Annotated in this window: 25 protein-coding genes; 4 read left to right on the top strand and 21 right to left on the bottom strand. The window is 33.5% G+C overall.

The window, feature by feature from the left end; translation table 11 throughout:
- Positions 1 to 2 precede the first annotated feature (2 nt).
- The 3 genes from ACSG5Z_RS03680 to ACSG5Z_RS03670 all read right to left on the bottom strand — a co-directional run bounded on the left by ACSG5Z_RS03680 (position 3) and on the right by ACSG5Z_RS03670 (position 2861).
- Entirely contained in the window at positions 3 to 1121 is a 1119-nt protein-coding gene (locus ACSG5Z_RS03680) for a GAF domain-containing sensor histidine kinase (protein WP_087982514.1), read from the bottom strand.
- A 130-nt stretch (positions 1122 to 1251) separates the two neighbouring features.
- Positions 1252 to 2145, bottom strand: a complete 894-nt coding sequence (locus ACSG5Z_RS03675; RefSeq protein ID WP_000055440.1) for a mechanosensitive ion channel family protein — start codon at positions 2143 to 2145, stop codon at positions 1252 to 1254.
- 278 nt (positions 2146 to 2423) lie between these two features.
- Positions 2424 to 2861 carry an Hsp20/alpha crystallin family protein gene (locus ACSG5Z_RS03670; protein WP_435710694.1) on the bottom strand — a complete coding sequence of 146 codons (438 nt, stop codon included), beginning with the start codon at positions 2859 to 2861 and terminating at the stop codon, positions 2424 to 2426.
- 378 nt (positions 2862 to 3239) lie between these two features.
- On the opposite strand from ACSG5Z_RS03670, the gene ACSG5Z_RS03665 reads away from it, so the two are divergent.
- Positions 3240 to 3689 carry an NUDIX hydrolase gene (locus ACSG5Z_RS03665; protein WP_435710693.1) on the top strand — a complete coding sequence of 150 codons (450 nt, stop codon included), beginning with the start codon at positions 3240 to 3242 and terminating at the stop codon, positions 3687 to 3689.
- Positions 3690 to 3721: 32 nt separating this feature from the next.
- Here ACSG5Z_RS03665 and ACSG5Z_RS03660 read toward each other — a convergent pair whose 3' ends face one another.
- From ACSG5Z_RS03660 to asnB, 10 genes are all read right to left on the bottom strand, one after another.
- The gene (locus ACSG5Z_RS03660; protein WP_137015454.1) at positions 3722 to 4270 is read right to left on the bottom strand and encodes a cysteine hydrolase family protein; all 549 of its coding nucleotides are present in this window, start codon (positions 4268 to 4270) and stop codon (positions 3722 to 3724) included.
- A gap of 114 nt (positions 4271 to 4384) precedes the next feature.
- Entirely contained in the window at positions 4385 to 4639 is a 255-nt protein-coding gene (locus ACSG5Z_RS03655; protein ID WP_435710692.1) for a hypothetical protein, read from the bottom strand.
- 65 nt (positions 4640 to 4704) lie between these two features.
- Positions 4705 to 5193, bottom strand: coding sequence for a putative periplasmic lipoprotein (locus ACSG5Z_RS03650; RefSeq protein WP_048541213.1), 489 nt, complete (start codon positions 5191 to 5193; stop codon positions 4705 to 4707).
- A 259-nt stretch (positions 5194 to 5452) separates the two neighbouring features.
- On the bottom strand, positions 5453 to 6100 hold the full coding sequence (locus tag ACSG5Z_RS03645) for a nitroreductase family protein (protein ID WP_046955687.1): 648 nt from the start codon (positions 6098 to 6100) through the stop codon (positions 5453 to 5455).
- Between the two features lie 98 nt (positions 6101 to 6198).
- Complete coding sequence (gene dat, locus ACSG5Z_RS03640; RefSeq protein ID WP_000648369.1) at positions 6199 to 7074, bottom strand: D-amino-acid transaminase; 876 nt, start codon at positions 7072 to 7074, stop codon at positions 6199 to 6201.
- Positions 7075 to 7205: 131 nt separating this feature from the next.
- Positions 7206 to 8171 (bottom strand): ABC transporter substrate-binding protein, encoded by a 966-nt coding sequence (locus ACSG5Z_RS03635; protein ID WP_088122016.1) that lies wholly within the window; start codon positions 8169 to 8171, stop codon positions 7206 to 7208.
- A gap of 144 nt (positions 8172 to 8315) precedes the next feature.
- Positions 8316 to 9161 (bottom strand): phosphatase PAP2 family protein, encoded by an 846-nt coding sequence (locus ACSG5Z_RS03630; RefSeq protein WP_098147233.1) that lies wholly within the window; start codon positions 9159 to 9161, stop codon positions 8316 to 8318.
- Positions 9162 to 9506: 345 nt separating this feature from the next.
- Positions 9507 to 9836 carry a hypothetical protein gene (locus ACSG5Z_RS03625; RefSeq protein WP_046955685.1) on the bottom strand — a complete coding sequence of 110 codons (330 nt, stop codon included), beginning with the start codon at positions 9834 to 9836 and terminating at the stop codon, positions 9507 to 9509.
- Between the two features lie 48 nt (positions 9837 to 9884).
- Positions 9885 to 10244, bottom strand: a complete 360-nt coding sequence (locus ACSG5Z_RS03620) for a GNAT family N-acetyltransferase (protein ID WP_435710691.1) — start codon at positions 10242 to 10244, stop codon at positions 9885 to 9887.
- A gap of 93 nt (positions 10245 to 10337) precedes the next feature.
- The gene (asnB, locus tag ACSG5Z_RS03615) at positions 10338 to 12239 is read right to left on the bottom strand and encodes an asparagine synthase (glutamine-hydrolyzing) (RefSeq protein ID WP_000333826.1); all 1902 of its coding nucleotides are present in this window, start codon (positions 12237 to 12239) and stop codon (positions 10338 to 10340) included.
- 217 nt (positions 12240 to 12456) lie between these two features.
- Here asnB and ACSG5Z_RS03610 point away from each other — a divergent pair, with 217 nt between their 5' ends.
- Positions 12457 to 12921 carry an Hsp20/alpha crystallin family protein gene (locus ACSG5Z_RS03610; RefSeq protein WP_001288088.1) on the top strand — a complete coding sequence of 155 codons (465 nt, stop codon included), beginning with the start codon at positions 12457 to 12459 and terminating at the stop codon, positions 12919 to 12921.
- A gap of 34 nt (positions 12922 to 12955) precedes the next feature.
- Here the strand turns inward: ACSG5Z_RS03610 and ACSG5Z_RS03605 are convergent, their stop codons facing one another.
- Positions 12956 to 13543, bottom strand: coding sequence for an SCO family protein (locus tag ACSG5Z_RS03605; RefSeq protein ID WP_240586714.1), 588 nt, complete (start codon positions 13541 to 13543; stop codon positions 12956 to 12958).
- A 335-nt stretch (positions 13544 to 13878) separates the two neighbouring features.
- Here ACSG5Z_RS03605 and ACSG5Z_RS03600 point away from each other — a divergent pair, with 335 nt between their 5' ends.
- Positions 13879 to 14853, top strand: a complete 975-nt coding sequence (locus tag ACSG5Z_RS03600; protein WP_088609134.1) for an MBL fold metallo-hydrolase — start codon at positions 13879 to 13881, stop codon at positions 14851 to 14853.
- Between the two features lie 199 nt (positions 14854 to 15052).
- Here the strand turns inward: ACSG5Z_RS03600 and ACSG5Z_RS03595 are convergent, their stop codons facing one another.
- The 4 genes from ACSG5Z_RS03595 to ACSG5Z_RS03580 form a co-directional block, all read right to left on the bottom strand.
- Complete coding sequence (locus tag ACSG5Z_RS03595; protein WP_033657798.1) at positions 15053 to 15895, bottom strand: DegV family protein; 843 nt, start codon at positions 15893 to 15895, stop codon at positions 15053 to 15055.
- Positions 15896 to 16047: 152 nt separating this feature from the next.
- A complete protein-coding gene (locus ACSG5Z_RS03590) occupies positions 16048 to 16299 on the bottom strand; it encodes a DUF2535 family protein (RefSeq protein WP_000629012.1) in 252 nt (83 codons plus the stop codon).
- Between the two features lie 328 nt (positions 16300 to 16627).
- A complete protein-coding gene (gene tatC / locus ACSG5Z_RS03585) occupies positions 16628 to 17371 on the bottom strand; it encodes a twin-arginine translocase subunit TatC (protein WP_000390128.1) in 744 nt (247 codons plus the stop codon).
- Between the two features lie 42 nt (positions 17372 to 17413).
- A complete protein-coding gene (locus ACSG5Z_RS03580; RefSeq protein ID WP_000492443.1) occupies positions 17414 to 17599 on the bottom strand; it encodes a twin-arginine translocase TatA/TatE family subunit in 186 nt (61 codons plus the stop codon).
- A gap of 213 nt (positions 17600 to 17812) precedes the next feature.
- Between ACSG5Z_RS03580 and trhA the strand changes: the two genes are divergently transcribed.
- Complete coding sequence (gene trhA, locus ACSG5Z_RS03575) at positions 17813 to 18469, top strand: PAQR family membrane homeostasis protein TrhA (RefSeq protein WP_000136880.1); 657 nt, start codon at positions 17813 to 17815, stop codon at positions 18467 to 18469.
- A 40-nt stretch (positions 18470 to 18509) separates the two neighbouring features.
- Here the strand turns inward: trhA and ACSG5Z_RS03570 are convergent, their stop codons facing one another.
- From ACSG5Z_RS03570 to pbpC, 3 genes are all read right to left on the bottom strand, one after another.
- On the bottom strand, positions 18510 to 19229 hold the full coding sequence (locus ACSG5Z_RS03570) for a lysophospholipid acyltransferase family protein (protein WP_087982533.1): 720 nt from the start codon (positions 19227 to 19229) through the stop codon (positions 18510 to 18512).
- Between the two features lie 111 nt (positions 19230 to 19340).
- The gene (locus tag ACSG5Z_RS03565) at positions 19341 to 19976 is read right to left on the bottom strand and encodes an FMN-dependent NADH-azoreductase (RefSeq protein WP_048541201.1); all 636 of its coding nucleotides are present in this window, start codon (positions 19974 to 19976) and stop codon (positions 19341 to 19343) included.
- Positions 19977 to 20195: 219 nt separating this feature from the next.
- Positions 20196 to 22181 (bottom strand): penicillin-binding protein 3, encoded by a 1986-nt coding sequence (gene pbpC, locus ACSG5Z_RS03560; RefSeq protein ID WP_435710690.1) that lies wholly within the window; start codon positions 22179 to 22181, stop codon positions 20196 to 20198.
- Positions 22182 to 22233 lie beyond the last annotated feature (52 nt).

Raw genomic sequence — 22233 nt, 5'->3', positions numbered from 1 at the left:
CTTCAAACTGGCAATTGAATTTCAATTTTTGTACCCTTTTTCAGCTCCGTTTTTATTTGAAATGATCCCCTCATTAACTGAATACGTTCCTTCATACTTTTTAAACCGAGCGCTGACTCTCTTACGTGATCTTGTATAAATCCTATTCCGTTATCCTCTATGTAAAAATACAACTGGTTATTTTCTATTTTTAAAAGAACATTTACTTTTTCACATGAAGCGTGTTTTTTACAATTATGTATTGCTTCTTGACTAATACGCCATAAAACTTCTTCTATTTCATCTCCAATTGAAACCATACCATCAATTCGAACTTCCACGTGAATCCCTAACAACTTTCCGTAATTTTTAATTGCCTCTGCTAAACCTTTCTCTAATCCTTCCGGTCTTAATTGCCAAATTAAAAGTGTCATTTCTTGTAATGCTTCCTGTGATAATTCTCCGATATAACTCAACATCTCTTGCAAGTCTCTATCTTGCGTCATATTTAGAGTACCTTTTGCTGTTAGCATAATAGAAAATAACAATTGTTTTACTGAATCATGTAAATCACGAGCTAATCGATTTCTTTCAGCTACCACTACATATTTACGTTCTTTCTCTACTAACTGAATACGTTGTATTGTCGTTCCTATTTGAAATGCAATCGATTCTAATAATGCTAATTCTTCCTCTGAAAAGTGTGTTTTTTGAGGCGAGGCTACATTTAATAGACCAAACTTCTCCGATCCAGATCTTAGAGGAATCGTCGCATGATGCGTAACATCTTCGGTATCTCCCCAATTACACTCAATCGCATCCTCTATTCGCTTACATTCAATAATATTTGTCGCTTTTTCCAATCTGCCATTCACAAAACGCTCTACACACCAGCAGTCCCCTTCACACATTGGCTTCTTCTCTTGCCACATAAGAGCTGGTGGTAAGTTTTCATCTACAAGCATTCGGTGCTTTCCACTTTCATCAATAAAAAAGATCCACCCTGTTTGCAAATTCATAACTTGTAACAATGTATGTAACACTTTTTCCAACATATCTTGTAAGTCTGTTGCTTCATTTAATAATTCTGCAATTGCTTTTAATGCTTCTAAACGATGCATCTCTTTTTCTTCAAAGTTCATTTTCATCACCATCTACCATTATAACATTAAGAAATTTCTAAATTCTACAAATAAAGAAAGAACTGAATTCCTTCAGTTCTTTCTTTATATCGATCATTTTATTATTGTTTTTCTATCCAATTATTCTACTTTAGCTGTCCGATAAAGATTGTCCACCATGGTTATGCTGTAAACTTTCAGTAGTAACGACCATATTTGCTGCTGGCATTTGCACTTGATTCTTATGGAACATAGACATTAATTCAAACCTTACTTGTCTAGAAGTTTCAAAATAATCTTCTGGCTTTATTAAACCTGTAATACAAAATTCATATCCAACATATTTAAGATTCGGGTTTAAATCTGTGACACCAACATATTTAAACGGCTCAACAGCTTCATCCTCTACTTTATAAAGACTCGAAGCCAATTTTTCATTACAATTCACACAAACTTCTTCTAACAATTCCTTAACTCTTGTAGGATCTTCCTGATAACTTACCGTAATCCGTTCAATTACGCGCATCCATCCTTTATTAAAATTTTGTATCGTCCTAATCTCTCCGTGTGGTATCGTAAGAAGTTTTCCTGACCATTCACGAATTTGCATAAAACGAATACTAATTTCCTCAATTGTTCCTGAATTTGTTCCGTTAAAAGTAACAAAATCGCCAACACGAAACTCTTTGTCCGCTAATCTCGCAAAGCCTAATATAACATCTTTTAACATCTGTTGTGCAGCAAAACCGATAACAACTCCCGCTATCCCTGCACCTGCAATGATACTTTTTATATCTACAAATTGGCTAATTAAATATATGATTAGACTGATGATAATGATATATCTAAAAATAGATCGAATCACACTTTGAATCGTTTGCTCTACCTCTTCATCAAAAAAGCTTGATTTCCTAAAAAACCAATCAATAATACGGTTGATTACAAAAGAGATAATGATTAAAACTAATGCAAATAGTAAAAATCTTAAAAGTAAAAACTCACGTACATAATTAAAAAATTCTTCAGTATACGTTAATAAACTCATCTTACCACTTCCTTACTAATTAAAAAATTCACAATCGTCTCAGTTTGTTCTAGGAAATTCTATTATCCTAATCTAAAATGCCACTACTCTTACTATGTATTTTGACTTTATTACTAATTTACTTTAAACAATATGTAGATGTTCTTTTCCTTTCCTTTAAATATACCCTTTTTAATAACCTAAGGGGAGCTAATAGTGGAAATTTTTCAACATTCCACTTTATTCTACTCATTACGATTTATTAACTACGTAAAAAAGAGCTGAATTTATCAGCTCTTTTATTCGATATCAATTGTTGTCTTACTACTTTTTTCTTCTCTCAATTTTGGCAATTCAATTGTCAGTACGCCATCTTTATAATTTGCTCTAACATTTTCTTCCTCAACTTGTTTAAAACTAAAGCGTCGAGTTACAGAACCTATAGAACGTTCTTTACGAATATATATGCCATTCTCATTTTTTTCTTCTACTTCATTATGATTAGTTGCTTGAATCCTTAATACATCTTGTTCAAAATCAACTTGAATGTTTTCTTTTTGAAAACCTGGTAAATCTGCTTTCACAGTATATTTATCAGATTGCTCATGAACCTCTACTTTAAAAGTATCCATGTTCATCGGTTTAAAAAAAGTATCTGTCATCCTCCCTAATAAAGAAGGCCCAAAATCAAAAATACCATTTTGACGTTTTGTTATCTCTGGAAATAAATTACGCATATTTTTTCCTCCTTATTATTTATGAATGAAAGATTATCTCTTTCTGTCTTTATTATAACATTTGGTCAAAAAAGGTCAAAGAATTTGTTTGACCTTTTTTGATGTATATTTTTCAAAATAAAACAAATAAGTTGTACAATATCTCTCCCCCTTATAAAGTGAAACTTTAATCAGTGGGGTTTTCTTCATCCCCCACTGATTATTAGCCCTCACCAATCGGACTTTTATGGGCAGCCCGCCCCCCACCTAAATTCTTTGCTTTCGCTGAATTTTGAGGTGGGGTTCTTACTGCCCATTAAATCGGGATAAAGAGGAATATATTCACATAATAACGAATAGTTTATTTGCTCTTATTTTTTCTTACGGAGGTTATATACAATGGGATATATTGAAGAACTTAGAGAAGTTGTCGGATCAAGACCACTCAATCTCGCAGGAGTTGCTGTAGCTGTTTTCAATGAACAGGGACAAATATTACTACAACAAAGACGAAGTGAGATTTGGGCTGTCCCTGGTGGATTCGTTGAACTTGGTGAATCAACAGAAGAAGCCGGAAGACGAGAAGTGCTTGAAGAAACAGGGATTGAAATAGGCTCTTTACAGTTAATAAGCGTATTTTCTGGAAAAGAAGTTTTTGTAAAATTACCGAACGGAGATGAATTTTATCCTATAACAATCGCATATCTTTGCAAAGACATTACAGGCGGCACATTAAAAGCTGATGGGTTTGAATCATTACATGTACAATTTTTTGATTTAAATGGGTTACCAGAAAACATTAGTCCGTTCATAAAAAAACTAATCGAGCAAAACCTCGTCTCAATTTAAACGTAAAAAGAGACCTTTTTAAAGGACTCTTTTTACTTCACTTCAGCATGTAAGCATGACTTAAAATGTCCAAGTGCAAATTCATGTCCTTGCGCATTAAAAGATGCAACCGCCTTTTCAAAAACTACAATTTTAAATCCTTTATTATAAGCGTCTACGGCTGTGTGAAGAACACAAATATCAGTACAAACCCCTACAAGATGAACTTCTTCTATTCCTCTTTCTCTTAACTTCATCTCTAAGTCTGTCCCAGCAAATGCACTATATCGTGTTTTATCCATATAATATACATTCTCTGCATTTTTATATGTTTCGTACACTTCTTGTAATTCACCAAACAAATCTCTTCCATTTGTACCAGCTATGTTATGTGGTGGGAATAACTTTGATTCTGGATGGTATACATCGTTTTCTTCATGTTTATCAATCGCAAAGACAACGTAATCTCCATTTTCAATATATTGCTTCGTTATATGGACAATTTCCTTCTCAATTTCTTGCCCTGGTTTCCCGCATGTTAAAGCACCTTTTTCAGCTACAAAATCATATGTATAATCAATATTAATAAGAGCTCGTTTCATAACCACTATCTCCCCTTCTCCTGTTTCACAGTAAACAATAGAAAATTTGTTATTACGACATCGTATGTACTATTCGACATTTCATATGAAATACCTACATTTTTCATGTAAAACTTACCTTAATCCGAGTTTACCATATAATAGATAAACAATGGTAAAACAAATAGCTCCTATTAGCAAGTCGTGAATTTGATAGTCAAGCGTAATTTGAGTCACCTCTTGGATCGCAAACCAAATGACTGACATCGTTAAAATAATCAAGACGATACGAATACACCGACTCACATCATCAGCCTCTTTCTCTGTCATAGTAGAAACAATTGATTTCTTCCTACTTAATCGTATTAGAAAACGAAACAAATGATTCACTATTACATCCTCTAGTCCAAACAAAAAAGCACACTACTTTTTGAGTAATGTACTTTTTATTCTTCTTATGACGCTGGTTTTGTTTCAAATGTTGCTTGATTTAAACTAATAACCTTTCCTTTTGGATCATTGTTTTCATACTGAACTGCAGTAATCGTATGACTACCTGTCTCAAGTGTCTTTTCTTTTAATTGTACTGTTGTCTGTGTTGTACTAGTGACTTGATGTTTATCTGCATATACTTGATCTACAAATATAAATGTTTCTTTATCATTTTGAAAATTAGAAAGCTCTAATTCAACATGTTGAATTAAAGTATCCTTTTTGATGAATACAGTTGGTATATTGCCGTTTTCAGAAGTACCATCTGGTGTAATAACTTTTACTTTTCCTTCACCAACTGGTACTGCACCTTCAGGGAATACTACTATATTCTCATTACTTGCATTTACAACTCGTTCTTCCTGCTTTGATTGCGCATCCTCTTTTTCTTGTGGAGCACCGCAACCGGCTAATAACAATACAGACAATCCAGTGATTATGAATTTTTTCAAAATTCATCCCCCCTGTCATTTCATTATAATTTATTATACAAAAATAACTTTTAAATTTTAAGACTATTTTCAACACTTTCATGAACAAATAGAATCTTGCCCACGATTAATGTATCATACTTTCCTTAATAGAACATTAATTTTTTTTATGAAATAAATAGTAATTCCCTCTTATCTATCATTTTAGCCCAACAAATTAATTACATACCTGTCCAAAATAAAAAGACATTGTTCATTCAATGTCTTTTTATTTTAAGCTTTAAAAAACAAATGTTGTAATCTCATCTACTTCTTTTCTTGGAAGTTTCTTCGGCTTATCTTTCGGAAAACCGAGTGAAATAACCATATTTATTTGTTTTTCAGACTCAATTTGTAAATATTGTCGTAGTTCATCTTGAGCTAACAATACCGGTCCTGTCATTGGACAAGTACCCAGCCCTTTCGCATGTGCAGCCAACATTAAGTTTTGTGCCGCTAAACAGCTACTCTTAATTCCTTCTTCTTCCCAAACTGAATCTGGAACAAAAGCAATTGGATCAAATATCTTTTCGCGAAATTTTGATTCATATGGTGTTGCCAAACACACGATTAATACAGGTGCCTCTGAGAAAGCTGTTGCATATGGTCCAAATGAACGGGTAAGTAATTTCCCTGCTTTCTCTTCTCCGTTTTCTGCCGCTTTTGCCGCAAGTTTATGTAATGCATCCCAAGTCATTTGCTCAATTTCTTTAATTTTCTCTCGGTTCATAATGACCAAGAACTCCCAAGTTTGTGAGTTCGTATCACTCGGTGCATAACGAGCACAATCAATAATTTCTTTTATGTCACTAATGGATACTTCTTGTTCTGTGAACTTCCTAACACTTCGTCTACCGTGAATTACTTCTTTAAAATCTTCATAATTCATACATTAAATCCCCTTTTTACAACGTTTTCAAATCTTGTCCTATGTTTGAATTATATCATGAAAAAAAGCTGAAGGAATACCAGCTTTTTTCTTCAATATTAGTTCGTAACTTTAAATAAACGAATACTTTCTTCATATGCAACTTGGAGTTTCTTTGTAATTGGTCCTCTTTCGCCGGTTCTAAACTGTTCATCACCTATTTGAACGACTGGGAATATTTCAAGTGGTGTCGCTGTAAAGAAGCACTCATCAGCCTCATATACTTCTTGTAGTGAAAATTCTCGTTCTTCTACTTCAATATGTAACTCTTTCGCTAATGTAATAACGAAGTGACGTGTAATGCCGTGTAGAATGAAGTTGTCAGCCGGATGTGTAATCAATTTATTATTCTTCACCATAAAGAAATTTGAATGACACCCTTCAGTTACAATTCCATCTCTTACTAATATCGCTTCTTGATAGCCTTGTTCGTTTATTTTATTTTTAATCATAATATTAGGTAGCAGATTTAAAGATTTTATATGACAGAACTTCCACCGTATATCCTCTTCTACCGTAACTTTTATTCCCAGTTCCATAGCAGCAATTGGTCTTGGAAACGAAACAATATTTGCAAAATATGTTGGTTGCATATTTGACTCATATACATGATTACGTGCTTGAGCACCTCTTGATATTTGCAAATATACATTCCCATCTTCTTGAAATTGATTTTTTTCAATCATTTGATGCAACTCTTCCACTAACTCCTCCTTAGTAAAAGGTGGAATTAGTTTTATTTCTTCCATAGAATTAAAGAATCGTTCCAAATGTAGATCTAATAAATGTGGCTTCCCATCATATAGTCTGAATACCTCGTATATACCATCACCAAATTGAAAGCCTCTCTCCTCTAATGGAATCATCGGCTGTTCTTCCTTCGTATTTACAATTCTTCCGTTAAACAAAATCCAATCTTTATGAGTAGCTTTCATTCATTCCCACTCCTTTATTCCATAATTGGTTTAATTGTACAACTTATCCACACTCGAAAGAAGGAATTTTCTGTATTTTCACAAATAAAAAAGTACATCACCCATTTAAGGTGATGTACTCGACCATTCATTTACTTTAAAAAATATTTTTCAATATCATCTAACATAAGGTTTGCAGCTACAATACCACCTGCTGTATTCCAAATCACTTCATCTACTTCGAATACTTTATTATCTTTAGAAGCCTGTAACTGCTTAAAGAGCGGATCTTCTGTCCATTCTTTCGCTAACGTGTTTCCTTCATTATTCTTATCCGCATCTTTATCAGATGTGAAATAGAATAAGTAGTCCCCGTCCATATTTGGAATTTGTTCTTTTGTAATTCCTTTTATCGCAAATTCATCTTTATCTTGTAATGGTGGTCGTTTAAATCCAATATCATTTAATACAACGCCTGAGAATGAATTTTTTTGATAAATACGAACATCACCTGGGACGAAGCGAATAATTGAAACTTTAGAATTAATTTTATCACCTAATTGTTCTTTTATTCCTGCAATACGCTTTTTATAATCATTAAGAGCATTTTGCCCTTCTTTTTCTTTATTTACAGCTTTTGTATAAAGCGTAAAGTTTTCTTTCCAATCACCGCGCAATGTTTCAGCATATACTGTTGGCGCGATTTCTTTTAACTGCTCGTATATTTTTTCGTGACGCATTTTATTTCCAATAATTAAATCCGGCTGAAGCTTCATTACTGCCTCTAAATTAATGTCACGCTCAGTTCCTACTACTTTTGTATCTTTTAACTCATTCGCTAAATGAGGATACCATTCATCCCCAGCTCGTGGTTTTGTCGTTCCAACTGGCGTTACTCCAACAGTTAAAAGTGCCTCAGCACCCTCATTCGTTAAAACAACAACTCTTTTTGGTGTACCATTTACTGTCGTTTCGCCCATTGCATGCTTTATACTATATGAATCTTTTGCCTTTACTGATGTATCTTTATCTTTCTTCTCTTCTTCTTTACCGCAACCTGCAATTATGACCATTAATAACATAATGCAAAGTATAAGAATATTTTTAGTGCGTGTCATAAATCCTCCTAGTTGAAAATGATTTTCATTAACATTTAAAGATTAATGTATATCTCATACATTGTCAATAGATATATCAGAAAACTTTTTCAATATATATAATTTCGACCTCATTTTTATTCAAAATATTTTTGTACTTATTTGCTATTCACTTTTTAACCGTAACATGTGAAACATAAACGGACATAAGAAAGTAATTGTAATTCCAGTCAATGCATAACGTACATAATACATATCAGGTATTACTTTTTTTAGTATGAGCTGTATCATTAACATGAAACTAAGGCCTAAAACTGTTTTTACTACTTGTATTTTAAAATTATTATTTTCATTCATTTTAATAAAGTGATTCTCTAACATGATACCAATCGTAGAACCTGTCAAAACTCCAAGTAATTTTAAATTATCTATTTGGTCAGTCATAAAATACATAATGAGTGAAACTGCCAATACAATTCGTTGTAACAATATAAATTTCCTATCACTTAATTCCCCTATTACTTTCGTATATAAATAAACAACTATGACACTAATTAAAACGGCACCTATTATATCACTGAGCCAATGTACACGTAAATATAGACGAGAAGTAGCAACCAATATTATAAAAATAATTCCAATGATCCAAATGATTCTCTTTTTACATAACATCATAAAAGAGCCCCAAAATGTTGTCGCTAACTGGACGTGTGTACTTGGAAATGAATAACCTGCAGCTGATTTTTCATATAAAGCCTGAATTCCTTCGTATGTATACGGTCGCGGGATTTTCATGAATTCTTTTACCACTATCCCTATATACCCAGAGAAACAAAGCATAACAATCATATGAAATGCTTTTCTTTTAGAAACGCACCAATATAAAATCGAAATAATGACTAAATACAACGTTTCATTTGCAATACTAGATATAAGTTTAAAAAGTATTGTAAGCACACTTCCCTCCACACTGGTCATCCATTCAAGAAATAAAATATCCAAATTAAACATAAAAAAAAACGAAACCTCCCCAAAATTTAATCCTGCTATTTGTCAGCACTTAAGATAAACTAGTTGATTAACATTTCAAATTTATACACCTACTTACGTTACAGATTAAGAATATATAGTACCACATACTAATAATAGATAATATGTTAAATCATCTAATTATTTTTATAAATTTTAATGAAATTTTGAGCTTTATATACAAAAATATCTGTATCTTGTTATCCACTTATTTATATTCCATGTCAAATTGCACCTCATTGTTTTTTGATATATGGAACTACTATTAAATAAATCAGCATACGTATAACTTTCAAAACCATTACAATTACAAATAAAAAAACCGCCTTATGTAAGGCGGTTTCTATCATTGTGCTTTAACCAATTTAAAATAAATATATACGATTGATAGTGAATATAACGTATGCAAAATAAAAGAAATAAAAGGGCTATTCCAGTGCTACTATACAGCAAACCGAACTTTAAAAAAATATTTAAAAGCGGTGGAAAGTTCGTTATGTTTTGTAATGTAATAAGCATACAAAATAAAAGGAAAAACACAGGGGCATATTGTAATTCATACGGCTTTCTTTTCTTATTCATTCTTTTTCGAATGAACATATGGATTAGCTCTGCTACTATAAAACACCCTCCAATTAATACAAGACCAGAAGTCATCGTCATATATCCACCTGCCTTATATTTATCTCGCACAACTACTCATCGTTATATTTTCTTCACATATATTCCATCTTCTTCATTAAAACAAAAGCTCTCTATGAAAGTTTTTGCTTGTTCTGTTAATTCCGTTTGTAATACCTTTATCTCTTTCACGTTTCTTTCTTTCATCATCGTTTCAAATGTAAAATACGTATTTGTCCCATAACCGTAACTTTGATAATCAAAGTGAATAATTAACTGCGATAAAATTGCACTCTCCTCTTGTACACTATAGTCTATTACACCAATATATGTATCATCAACTTTCACACAATACTGTACTTGATTCTCAGTTAAACTATGTGAGCGAAACATTTCTTTAACAACGCTTTCATTATCTACAGTTACTTTTTCAAACGTAATCATATGTTGTCCATCCTTTTACTATTATTGTATCAATAATACGTCCTATTTATGAAAAAAACCTTAAGACCATATGCGATCTTAAGGTTTTTCTAATTAAACTAAGCTATACGCACGTTTCGTTTCTTCGTGGAACTTATTCGTATCGTATTTATGCTCAACATAAATTTGATGCCATACCATAAACGCAAGTACAGTCCAAATTTTACGGCTATAATCGCCTTTATCTGCACAATGTGCTTCCAGTAAGTTTAATACATACTGTTTGTCGATTAAATGCTCTGTTTTACTCTCGTTTATAATATTGATAGCCCAATCATGCATTTCGTCTTTTAACCAGTGACGAATTGGTACTGGGAATCCAAGTTTTTTACGATCTAATACGTGATCTGGAACGATTCCGCGTGCCGCTTCACGTAAAATAGCTTTCGTAGTTCCGTTAGCAATCTTAAATTCAGTTGGAATTTTAGATGCAACATCAAATACTTCTTTATCTAAGAACGGTACACGAAGTTCTAATGAGTTTGCCATTGTCATTTTATCAGCTTTTAATAAAATGTCACCGCGTAACCATGTGAACATGTCAATGTACTGCATTTTGCTTACATCATCATAATCTTTAATCTCGTTATACAATGGTTTCGTGATATCCATATAGTTAACACTTTCATTGTAATACTTCATTAATTCAACTTTCTCTTCTTCACGGAAGATTTTCGCGTTTCCATAGTAACGCTCTTCAATTGGCGTACATCCACGCTCTAGGAAGCTCTTTCCTTTAAATCCTTCTTTAAGAGCACCACTTAATGCTTTTAGAACGCTCTTACCTGGGCTAGGAATGTAAGAGAACATTTTTAGTGAGTTTGGCTCACGATAAATGTTATAACCACCAAATAGCTCGTCTGCACCTTCACCTGAAAGAACAACTGTTACATGCTTACGTGCTTCTTTTGCAACGAAGTACAATGGTACAGCTGCTGGATCTGCTAAAGGATCATCCATATGCCAAATGATTTTTGGGAACTCATCCATAAACTCTTTCGCTGAAATGAATACGTTATGGTTTTTAACGCCTAATTTCTCAGCAGTTTCTTTTGCAACATCAACTTCACTGAAACCACGTTGTTCAAAACCAATTGAGAATGTTAAAAGATTTGGATTCATTTCTCTTGCGATAGAAGCGATAATAGATGAATCGATACCACCAGATAAGAATGAACCTACTGGTACATCACTGCGCATATGCACTTTTACTGAATCATACAACACATCACGAATTGCTTGGATATGCTCCTCTTTCGTTGCGCTTGAAGCATTGAAATAAGGTTTCCAGTAGCGATGGATTTCCATCTCTTTACCGATTTCTTTTACGAAATAATGACCAGGCTCGATTTTATTAACATCAATTGTTAATGTTTCTGGCTCTGGACCATATTGGTACGTAAAGTAATGTTGTAGTGACGTTGGATTAACGCCTTTATCTTCCATCACATGCATAATACTTTTCTTCTCAGATGCGAAGAATGTAGTATCACCTTGTTGTGCGACGTATAAAGGTTTAATACCGAAGTGGTCACGTGCACCGAAAAGTTTCTTCTCTTCACGATCCCAAATCATAAATGCAAACATACCACGAAGATAGTCTACACATTTTTCTTTCATATGTGCATACAATGCAATGATAACTTCTGTATCAGATTGTGTTGCAAACGTTGCACCTTTTTCAAGTAACATTTCACGTAATTCTACATAGTTGTAAATTTCACCATTAAAAATAATTACATATCGATCATTTTCATAAGTTAGCGGCTGATGTCCTGCCTCTAAGTCAATGATGCTTAAACGGCGGAAGCCAAATTGTACATGTTCATCACGAAAATATCCTTCGTCATCTGGACCACGGTGGAAAATCATCGTGTTCATATTTTCAAATTGATGTTTTTCTGTTTCTGAAAACTCTCTAGGGTTTTCACATAAACATCCTACAAAACCACACATACTTCTTACCCTCTTTCAGTTTTCATTCTGTCTATATACTACTATATCAACCCTATTTATACTAGCATAATCAATTGAATATGGCGACCAAAAACTATAAAAAAATCACTCCATTTCACATTTTTAACAATTTTTTATGAAAACATGAAAACTAGGCAATCACCTTTCTCCGCTTTTGTCATATGATATTGCAAATTGATTTCTAGGAGGGAATACCATGAGTGAAGAAAAAAAAGACTCTTCTCGCCCACCGGTTCGCAATTATTTAAAGCAAATTGATGATTTCTTCGAGCAAACACCACTTCGCAATGTAATCGCTGATTTAAATCATTTTTTCCAAAAAGGAAATCGTTTATTAACATTCCCCGTAGATTTATATGAAGTTGGTGAAGAACTCGTTGTTACAGCTGAACTACCAGGTATACAAAAAGAACAAATTCAAATTGAAATACAAAGTGAATACTTAAAAGTCTCTGTAAAAGAAGAGATACTTGAAGAGGTCGAGGAAGAAACATCTCATAACTATTATCGCCGAGAACGTTCCATTTCAGAAGCATCAAGATTGATTAAATTACCGTACTCAATTAATAAAAAAGCAGCGAAAGCTTCGTATCAAAACGGCGTGTTAGAAATTCGGGCACCAAAACTTCCACAACAACATGACATTTTATCCATAGACTAATGTAAAAAAAGAAGGGTGCTGTGCACCCTTCTTTTTAATCCACTAATCTCTTCATATCACGTATAATGTCTTCGTACGGCGTATTACTAATACCACTATACTTTTTCATTACTTTTCCGTTTTGATCAATTAAATAAAATGATGTACCATGTATAACTTGACCATCCTCAGGTTTATCTACAAGTGATTGGAAATTATCTTTTGAAAACTTTGTAATATCTTCTAATGAATAACCCGTTAATAAATTCCAGTTACTAGTATCCTCTGTAAACTTTTGAATGAAAACCTTCAAATTCTCCGGCTTATCAAGGTCTGGATCTACACTAAACGAAACAAACTGAACGTCTAATTTCTCTTCTTTGGCCATCTTTTGCAGTTTTGCCATATTGGCAGTCATTGGCGGACAAACTGTTTGGCAATTTGTGAACATAAAATCAGCAACCCAAACTTTCCCTTTTAAATCTTTTGTACCAAATGACTTTCCATCTTGATTTGTAAATTGGAAAGTTTCTAAATCCCAATTCAATGGTTTACGAAGCTTTGAACCCGATCCACTACATCCAGCAAGTACAAAGAGACAAAATACAACCATAAGACCAATTATTTTTTGATAACGCTTCATTTATAAACCTCTTTTCTCTATCCTAAATTTAAATAGGTTATGTTTATCATAACAAAAGTTAACACTACGAGAAAATTGTTTACTACATTTGTTCACGAAATCGTACGAATTTACGTATGTTACTTCTTTATTTTAAGCCAATTACTAGACAAAATTTATTTTTTTACTATTATTTCTCTAAATAGAAGTTACAAAACTAATTTTATTGTTACTTTTGTAAACGCATCCCCCTATTTTTTAACAATTCCTTAAACATTCATCCATGTTATACACTGTATTCCTTAACAACATTTCGGTACAATACAATTACAACGATTTTAAATGAGGTGATGTTCATGACAAAACGTTATGAAAACATGGATAATGTGAGTACAAAAAAATCAATTCGTTCCTTTATACGTTGGCGAAAAGAACGAAAACAAAATAAAAAGGATTTTTCTTTTTTAGTAGAACAATCACCTGTTAAGCAAAGTAAATTTCTACAAAACAACTTTGAAAAGACGTCTGTAACTTGGATTGGTCATTCCACATTCCTTATCCAAACGAATGGGCTGAATATATTAACAGATCCAGTATGGGCTACTAAATTAAAATTAGTTCCAAGACTTACTGAACCTGGTCTTTCTATACAAGAACTACCTAAAATTGATATTGTCCTCATTTCACACGGTCATTATGACCATTTAGATTTTTCAACGCTTCGCCAGCTAAATGATGATGTTTTATACCTTGTACCTATTGGACTGAAAAAACTATTTACTCGCAAAAAATTTACTCGTGTAGAAGAGTATAATTGGTGGGAAAATACGATCATTAATGATGTTTCCTTTCACTTCGTACCGGCCCAGCACTGGACGAGAAGATCCTTATTTGATATGAATACATCTCACTGGGGGGGATGGATTATTAATAATGAACCAACGAAAGAAACCGTTTATTTTTGTGGTGACAGTGGCTATTTCCAAGGTTTCAAAGAAATTGGCAGACGCTTTTCAATTGATATTGCCCTTATGCCAATTGGCGCTTATGAACCAGAGTGGTTTATGAAAGTATCTCATGTTTCACCTGAAGAGGCAGTGCAAGCTTATTTAGATTTAAACGCTACACACTTTATACCGATGCATTACGGAGCTTTTGCCCTTGCCGATGAAACACCTCGCGAGGCAGTAACAAGGCTCCGAAATAATTGGAATTTACGTATGTTACCGTGGGAACAACTGCATGTACTCTTTTTAGGCCAAACTTTTACTTATAATAGCGCAACAAACGATAAGCAAGTAAATGAAAAAATTGAAACATTACACGTATAACGTAACTACTTATTTTCTATATCCAACATATACTATAGAAAATCATAAAGTAAAACTTTAATCAGTGGGTGTTTTCTATGAATAAATATTTACAGACTCGCTATATCATTAGCGGGAGTGCCTGTATAACCCTTCTTATTTCTTACTTTCTATTCACATAAAAAAGCTACTTGAAAATTCATTTCAAGTAGCTTTTTTATTACTCTGCTAAATACATAAATCCGATTGCACCCGGACCTGTATGAGTACTAATAATAGGCGTTGTAAAGAAAATTTCTGATTGAGCAAATCCACTCACTTTTTCAACAGCCGCTTTTACATTTTCAGCTAAAGGAATTGCTTTCGCATGCGGAATTGCAACAGCTTTTACAACTTTTCCAGCTGTATCTTCCTCAAATAACTTAGCTAACGTTTTTACAATTTGACCTTGGCTACGCACTTTCGTTACAGGGTTATAAACACCATCTTCAAGGCTAGCAATTGGCTTTATATTGAGTAGCGAACCGATAAACGCTTTTCCTTTACCGATACGCCCACCCTTCACTAAATTTTCTAATGTATCTACTACTACATATAAACGAGTATTCTTTCTCACTTCATCTACACGTTTTAAAATTTCTTCTAGTGAGCGTCCTTCATTTGCCATTTTTGCAGCTTCTATTACTTGATATGCTAAAGCATGTGTAATAAATTGAGAATCAACAACTGTTACTTTTGTGTCGGTCATTGATGCAGCACTATTGGCAGTTGCCACAGTACCACTCATTCCACTTGTCATATGAATGGAAAGTACTTCACTTCCATCTTCACCTAACTTGTCATACATTTCTACAAATGTACCCATTGCCGGTTGTGATGTTTTTGGTAATTCCTCTGATTTGATCATTTCTTCAATAAATTCATCAGGTTGTAAATCAACGCGATCTAAATATGTTTGTCCATTTACAGAGATTGATAATGGTAGCACATGAATGCCATACTTTTCGATTACATCCTGCGTTAAATCTGCAGTTGAATCTGTTACAATTTTAATTTTTTGCATATTATATTCTTCCCTTTCCAATACGCTCTCCTTGTTATTATACTAGCATTCCCTGTGCTTTCAACAATTTCGAACAAATTTCACCAAATTAATTATATTTTTATACCTAAAATGAAAAAGACAGAGTTTACTAACCCTGTCCATACTTTGTATCATGCATTTTTTTCAAGGGTATTTGTTTTATATACATTTAAATAATCATTCCACTTCAAACAATTTTGCAAATATTCACGGAAAGAATACGAAAATCTTGGGTGCTTTTGTTTTTGAATTTTTGCAATAAATAATTGAAGACGAGACTGAATTAGAAACGATAATGGATGCTGTGCCTGTAGGACAGGGATTTCGAATATTTTAATACAATCCCCTGTTGAATGAGTGAAATAAAAACTTTTCGTAATCACAATATCAATCCTCTTTTTCATTGGATTTTTGAACTTCCTCTACTTTACGCTGTAACACGTTGTTTAAAGTGGAGACTTCTATGAATACAAAAGTATCCTTAGTCAATCCCTGTAGTCCTTTTGGTTAGAAGATTTATACTCTATTCATCCTCCATCCTAAATATCCGATCAGACAGGAATCCCGCTATCCGTATATTGCTTAATAATTTTAGTATAAACTTAGCAAAGCGCAAAGTTTGTCTAAATTTTGGAGATTCTATAATTTTTTTCTTCTATATATTGTATACGTTTATGTCTAAAGTATAACAAATAAATAAAAAAAGTGCCTTTATAACGAGGCACTTTTCGACTGTATTTCTTCTTCTCTTTTCTTTTTCCGCTTACTGACAATCTTTGATAAAGCGATACTAATTTCATAAATACAAATAAGCGGTACCGCTACTAAACTATGTGATAAAAAATCCGGCGGTGATATACACGATGCAATGATAATCAATGCTACGTAAGCATACCTTCTTATTTTTATTAGCAATTCCGCCGTTAACAGTCCAATACTCGTTAAAAACATGACAACTACAGGTAATTCAAAAATTACAGCAAATGGAACTGTTAAATTAAGAACAAAATGAAAATACTTTTCTGTCGTAAACATCGTATTAAACATTTCATTACCTATCGTAGTTAAAAAATGAAATAAAAACGGCATTACAACGAAATATCCAAAACATAAACCTGCAATAAATAATATAGACAATACCGGTATATACATTACTGTCATTTTTTGTTCATTTGGATGTAAACCCGGTTTTACAAATAACCAAATTTGTATAGCAGCAAAAGGAATTGTACAAACGATAGCAAATACTGTAGCAATCGAGAAAAAAATCCATAATACATCACTTGGACCGAGAACAGTTAATTTCATTGGTAAATCTTTTACTAGCCAAAAATAAATATCCTTCGTAAAAGTAAATCCGATAATTAAAAATAGGACAAAGGATAGTACTGTATATATTACTCGTTTGCGAAGCTCAACAATATGTTCTACTACGCTCATTTCCCGATCTTCCATCTCGTTCACCACACTTTATTTATCCATTTCGAGGAAAATTCATTACATTTTTTCTTTCTTTTCCTTCTCTTGAAATGCATCATCCGTCAATTCTTTCGTTGATTTTTTGAATTCTTTTAACGTTTCCCCTAAAGCCTTTCCGATTTCCGGCAATTTTTTCGGCCCAAACAAAATGAGTACAGCTACTAAAATTAAAATTAATCCTGGAAAGCCAATATTTGAAAACATTTCTCCATCCCCTTTATTAGTAGATTCCTTGTCCTACTATTGCATAATTTCATTTTGTCAAAAAAGTTTGAAAACGTCAACAAATCCATTGCCTTTTGTCAAAAAAATTCAAAAATATAATCAATTATACAAATTTCATTTTCTATTGCCCTTGTGTATGATATGGTAAGGGAAGTGACATATTATTTTATGATAGTAGAAAGGATTTGCATTATGACTGAAAAAATGACACGAATGACACATTTTGTGAAAGAAGAAATTGCAAATGCAATTACACATGGTATCGGTGCCATTTTAAGCATCCCTGCCTTAATTATATTAATTATTCATGCCTCTAAGCATGGTACCGCATCTGCTGTAGTTGCATTTACGGTTTATGGTGTAAGCATGTTTTTACTGTACTTGTTTTCGACCTTGTTACATAGCATTCATCATCCAAAAGTAGAAAAATTATTTACTATACTAGATCACTCAGCCATTTATTTATTAATCGCTGGCACATATACTCCTTTTTTACTTATTACGCTTCGCGGACCATTAGGCTGGACGTTACTCGCTATTATATGGACACTAGCACTCGGAGGTATCATCTTCAAAATTTTCTTTGTACGTCGCTTTATTAAGGCATCAACATTATGTTATATCATAATGGGATGGCTCATAATCGTTGCTATTAAACCACTTTATGAAAATCTAACTGGACATGGTTTTTCACTACTTTTAGCAGGCGGAATTTTATATTCTGTAGGGGCTATATTCTTCCTTTGGGAAAAGTTACCTTTCAATCATGCCATTTGGCATCTTTTCGTTTTAGGTGGTAGTGCGATGATGTTCTTCTGCGTACTCTTTTATGTCTTACCTACAGCATAAAAAAAGGTTTCAGCTTATATTAAGCTGAAACCTTTTTTTATTACTTATGTAATTGTGATGCGATAACATCCTGTGTATGCTTCGTTAATTCTTTAATATCCATATTCGCATACTCTTCAGCTGTAATCGGCTTAGAAATTGTTACTGTTGCATGAGCTGGTTTCATACGGTTTCCATTCGCTTCAAACATTTTATATGTCCCATCTAATGTTACAGGTAAGATTGCTACACCAGATTTTACTGCAAGGTGAAAACTCCCAGCCTTAAACTCTCCAATTTCGCCACCCTTACTTCTCGTCCCTTCTGGGAAGATTACGATTGAATGCCCGTTCTTTAACAGCCCAATTCCATCTTTAATCGCTTGAAGAGATTGACGACGATCATTACGAACCATAAATACACAATTCATAAGTTCCATCCAAGTTGGTACAACTGGAAACTTCTTAATCTCTGCTTTTGAAACAAATCCAATTGGTTTATTTAAGTAACCTAGTAAAACAGGAATATCCATATTACTCTGATGATTACTTACAACTAGTACCGGCTTATCTTTTGGAACATTTTCCAGTCCCTTTACTTCAACTGTCCCACCAGCTACACGTACCATTTTCTTACCAAACCAATTTGTCGTTTTATACACAACATTATCTTTTTCTTGTGGCGACATCGTATTTACTTGTCTTTTCAGACGCCACATTCTCGGTGTAATCGCAATTACGATTAAAATTAAATAAAAGATTTTAAAAAACGTTTGAATCATACAGAACCCCCACCTATTATCATTCCGACCTTCATTATACTAGACAAACGAAGGAAAAAGAAGAAAAAATGTCCAAACAGCAAGTGCTTGGACATTTTTAAGTATTCTATATTAGAAACGTTTTGCTAATTCACGAGCATTAGCAATTGCTGCTTCTTTAATTTCTGGTGCTTTTTCAGGGTTTGCATTCATACCTTCAACTGCAATGTATTCAGTTTCATTTACACCAATGAATCCTAATACTGTTTTTAAGTGATTGCGGCCGAAGTCTACAGCTGCGTATGCTCCTTCAGAATAAACGCCACCTGTTGCTTGAATGTGAAGTGCTTTTTTGCCTTCTAATAAGCCAACTGGGCCATTTTCAGTATACTTGAATGTTTTACCTGCGATTGCTAAGTTATCTAAGTATGCTTTTACTACTGGTGGATAGCTAAAGTTCCACATTGGAGTTACGAATACATAACGATCCGCATGCATAAATGTTTCTAAGTTTGTGTTCATTGCTGCAACTTTTTGTTGTTGAACTTCAGTTAAAGTTTCAAAGCCTTCACCTGCTGCAAATTTACCCCAAGCAGCAAATACATCCGCATCGATTGCTGGTACTGTAGTGTTGAATAAATCAATTGTTACAACTTCGTCTTGTGGATGTTCGTTTTTATAAGCTTCGATGAAAGCTTCTCCTACTGCCATTCCGAAAGAACCTTCTGCTGAATTTGGATTTGCTGTAATAAATAGTACTTTTGTCATTGTATTCTCTCCCTTTTACACATCTTATCTTTAATTTGAGATTTATAATTCGAAAGTAAATAACTTACCTTATGTAAGTATGATACAAAAAGTTATGTTCAATGTCAATAAAAAATAGCTACTTTTTTTTCGTAAGTTAATAAACACTATCTTTTCAATATGTTTTTGGTGAAACAAAAAACTACCTCCACATTCCATGGAGATAGTCTTCATCATTTTCTATTTTTGAAACACATGTTTCACTTTTTCAGCTGGAATATTACTTCCGCCTCTACCTTTTACATCTTCAATCATCATTGTAATGACCATATCTGGTGAATTTAAATCAAATGCAGCGAACCAGCCTAGTTCTTTTCCTTCGGCCTCTTTTGATACTTTTAATTCCGCTGTACCTGTTTTTCCAGCAAGAGTCATTCCATCAATTTTAGCAATTTTCCCAGTACCATCTGGATCATTAATTACTTTCGTCATAGCAGTTTTTAATATATCCTGATTTCCTTTTGAAATGACATTCTCTTTCCAAACTTTCGGTTGCTTATCTGTTTTAATAATATATGGAGAAGGTATGTTTCCATCATTAACAATTGGTGCGTACGTTAACGCTAGATGGAGTGGCGTCATTAATACTTGCCCTTGTCCATAACCTGTGTCTGCCATTTGAATATCATTTTTAATACCACCATTTGCAATTTTAGAAGCTGGGAATCCATATTCAATTGGTAATTTCTCATCGAATCCGAACTTTTTCGCTTCACTCATAAATTTATCTTTTCCGATTTTCAAAGCCTCTTGTGCGAAATAAATATTATCCGAGTATTTCATTGCCTTATCAAAATCAATTGGATTTGCATCTTTTACACGTGTTACATAATAATTACCCCAAGAAGAATCTTTCGTCCATTTTAATCCTTCAATTTTTAACTCTTCTTTTGGATCAATTGTTTTCGTTTCAAGACCGATTGCAGCTGTAATCGGCTTAAATACAGATCCTGGAACTGATAATTGTGTAAATCGATTCGTCATCGGTTTTTTCGGATCATTATATACCGCATCACGTTGCGCTTTTGACGCCCCTCTTGTAAGGGTATTTGGGTTATAAGCTGGTGTGCTCACTAGTGCAAGTGTTTCTCCAGTCTTTGGATTAATTGCTGCACTTGACCCTACCTCATTTTTCATTTCATTATAAATTTCGCTTTGAACTGCACTGTCAATCGTTAAAGTTACATTTTCTCCATCAACAGCATCTGTTTTTGCTAAATTTTTAATTTCTTTTCCTTGTGCATCTTCTATGAAGACACGGCCGCCTTTTTTACCGCGTAGCTTTTCTTCCAGTACTTGCTCTAAACCAGCTTTACCTACTGGATCATCTGCTTGATAGCCTTTTTTTTGTAGCGTTTTTAAATCTTCAGCATTCACTTTTCCAATATAGCCAGTAAGATGTGCTGCTTCTTCTCCTAATGGATATGAACGAATATTGACTGGTTTTGTTGCAACACCCGGTAAATCTATGTACGTATTTTGTGTTGCTCCTTCAGGCAATATTCCCATTGGTACAAGGTAATTTGGTTTTACCCATTTAGCTGCTAGTTTTTGATCAATTTCTTCTACAGACATATTTAGCAACTTCGCTACCGTTTCTTTCGTTTGCGGAGCAGCATCCCCTAACTGTTCAGGAATCAATCCGATTTCAGAAGCTTTACCATTTACCGCAAGATATTTACCATTGCGGTCATATATTTCTCCACGTTTTGGCTCTGTCGTTTGCATGCGCACTTTACTATCTTTTGTCATCCCTGGGAAGATAAAATCAGGAGTCCAATCTATTTTCCAAGATTCTTTATCTCCATCTTTTTCTTTCACCATTTTTGCTTCATGACCAAAAGTGATTTTACCGCCAACTGTATCCATACTTACTTTAAAAGGAACAGGACCTTCATCTTTTTTATCTTCTTTTACTTCCCCTGTTGCTACTTTTAAATCTTTCACTTCAATGCCAGCATAAATTTTTTCATATTTCTCAGTGAAATCTTTCTTTGAAATATCTTTTTTTGCCTTTTCTGATAATTGATCATACATTTCTGCAAATTTTTGTTTATTCCATGCTTTTGCATATGTATCAAACGCTTCTTGTGGTTTTTCTTCTTTACCACATCCAACTAACATGAATGTTAAGCAAAGAAAAAGAATCCCCCATATCTTTCTCAATCGATTCTCCTCCTCTTTCTACATCAATACTTTAGAAAATATTAGCATTTTT

Source organism: Bacillus pretiosus (assembly GCF_051294775.1).
Classification (GTDB): Bacteria; Bacillota; Bacilli; order Bacillales; family Bacillaceae_G; genus Bacillus_A; species Bacillus_A wiedmannii.
This window is presented reverse-complemented; position numbering and strand designations above follow the sequence as displayed.

Coding starts and splice junctions, on each gene's coding strand:
- ACSG5Z_RS03630 (WP_098147233.1), bottom strand. CDS start 9,161: ATGTTTAATTTGGATATTTTATTTCTTGAATGGATGACCAGTGTGGAG.
- ACSG5Z_RS03600 (WP_088609134.1), top strand. CDS start 13,879: ATGACAAAACGTTATGAAAACATGGATAATGTGAGTACAAAAAAATCA.
- ACSG5Z_RS03645 (WP_046955687.1), bottom strand. CDS start 6,100: ATGAATTATGAAGATTTTAAAGAAGTAATTCACGGTAGACGAAGTGTT.
- ACSG5Z_RS03570 (WP_087982533.1), bottom strand. CDS start 19,229: ATGATTCAAACGTTTTTTAAAATCTTTTATTTAATTTTAATCGTAATT.
- ACSG5Z_RS03595 (WP_033657798.1), bottom strand. CDS start 15,895: ATGCAAAAAATTAAAATTGTAACAGATTCAACTGCAGATTTAACGCAG.
- ACSG5Z_RS03610 (WP_001288088.1), top strand. CDS start 12,457: ATGAGTGAAGAAAAAAAAGACTCTTCTCGCCCACCGGTTCGCAATTAT.
- ACSG5Z_RS03580 (WP_000492443.1), bottom strand. CDS start 17,599: ATGTTTTCAAATATTGGCTTTCCAGGATTAATTTTAATTTTAGTAGCT.
- ACSG5Z_RS03680 (WP_087982514.1), bottom strand. CDS start 1,121: ATGAACTTTGAAGAAAAAGAGATGCATCGTTTAGAAGCATTAAAAGCA.
- ACSG5Z_RS03625 (WP_046955685.1), bottom strand. CDS start 9,836: ATGACTTCTGGTCTTGTATTAATTGGAGGGTGTTTTATAGTAGCAGAG.
- asnB (WP_000333826.1), bottom strand. CDS start 12,239: ATGTGTGGTTTTGTAGGATGTTTATGTGAAAACCCTAGAGAGTTTTCA.
- tatC (WP_000390128.1), bottom strand. CDS start 17,371: ATGGAAGATCGGGAAATGAGCGTAGTAGAACATATTGTTGAGCTTCGC.
- ACSG5Z_RS03670 (WP_435710694.1), bottom strand. CDS start 2,861: ATGCGTAATTTATTTCCAGAGATAACAAAACGTCAAAATGGTATTTTT.
- ACSG5Z_RS03605 (WP_240586714.1), bottom strand. CDS start 13,543: ATGAAGCGTTATCAAAAAATAATTGGTCTTATGGTTGTATTTTGTCTC.
- ACSG5Z_RS03620 (WP_435710691.1), bottom strand. CDS start 10,244: ATGATTACGTTTGAAAAAGTAACTGTAGATAATGAAAGCGTTGTTAAA.
- ACSG5Z_RS03635 (WP_088122016.1), bottom strand. CDS start 8,171: ATGACACGCACTAAAAATATTCTTATACTTTGCATTATGTTATTAATG.
- ACSG5Z_RS03660 (WP_137015454.1), bottom strand. CDS start 4,270: ATGAAACGAGCTCTTATTAATATTGATTATACATATGATTTTGTAGCT.
- ACSG5Z_RS03565 (WP_048541201.1), bottom strand. CDS start 19,976: ATGACAAAAGTACTATTTATTACAGCAAATCCAAATTCAGCAGAAGGT.
- ACSG5Z_RS03675 (WP_000055440.1), bottom strand. CDS start 2,145: ATGAGTTTATTAACGTATACTGAAGAATTTTTTAATTATGTACGTGAG.
- dat (WP_000648369.1), bottom strand. CDS start 7,074: ATGAAAGCTACTCATAAAGATTGGATTTTGTTTAACGGAAGAATTGTA.
- trhA (WP_000136880.1), top strand. CDS start 17,813: ATGACTGAAAAAATGACACGAATGACACATTTTGTGAAAGAAGAAATT.
- ACSG5Z_RS03665 (WP_435710693.1), top strand. CDS start 3,240: ATGGGATATATTGAAGAACTTAGAGAAGTTGTCGGATCAAGACCACTC.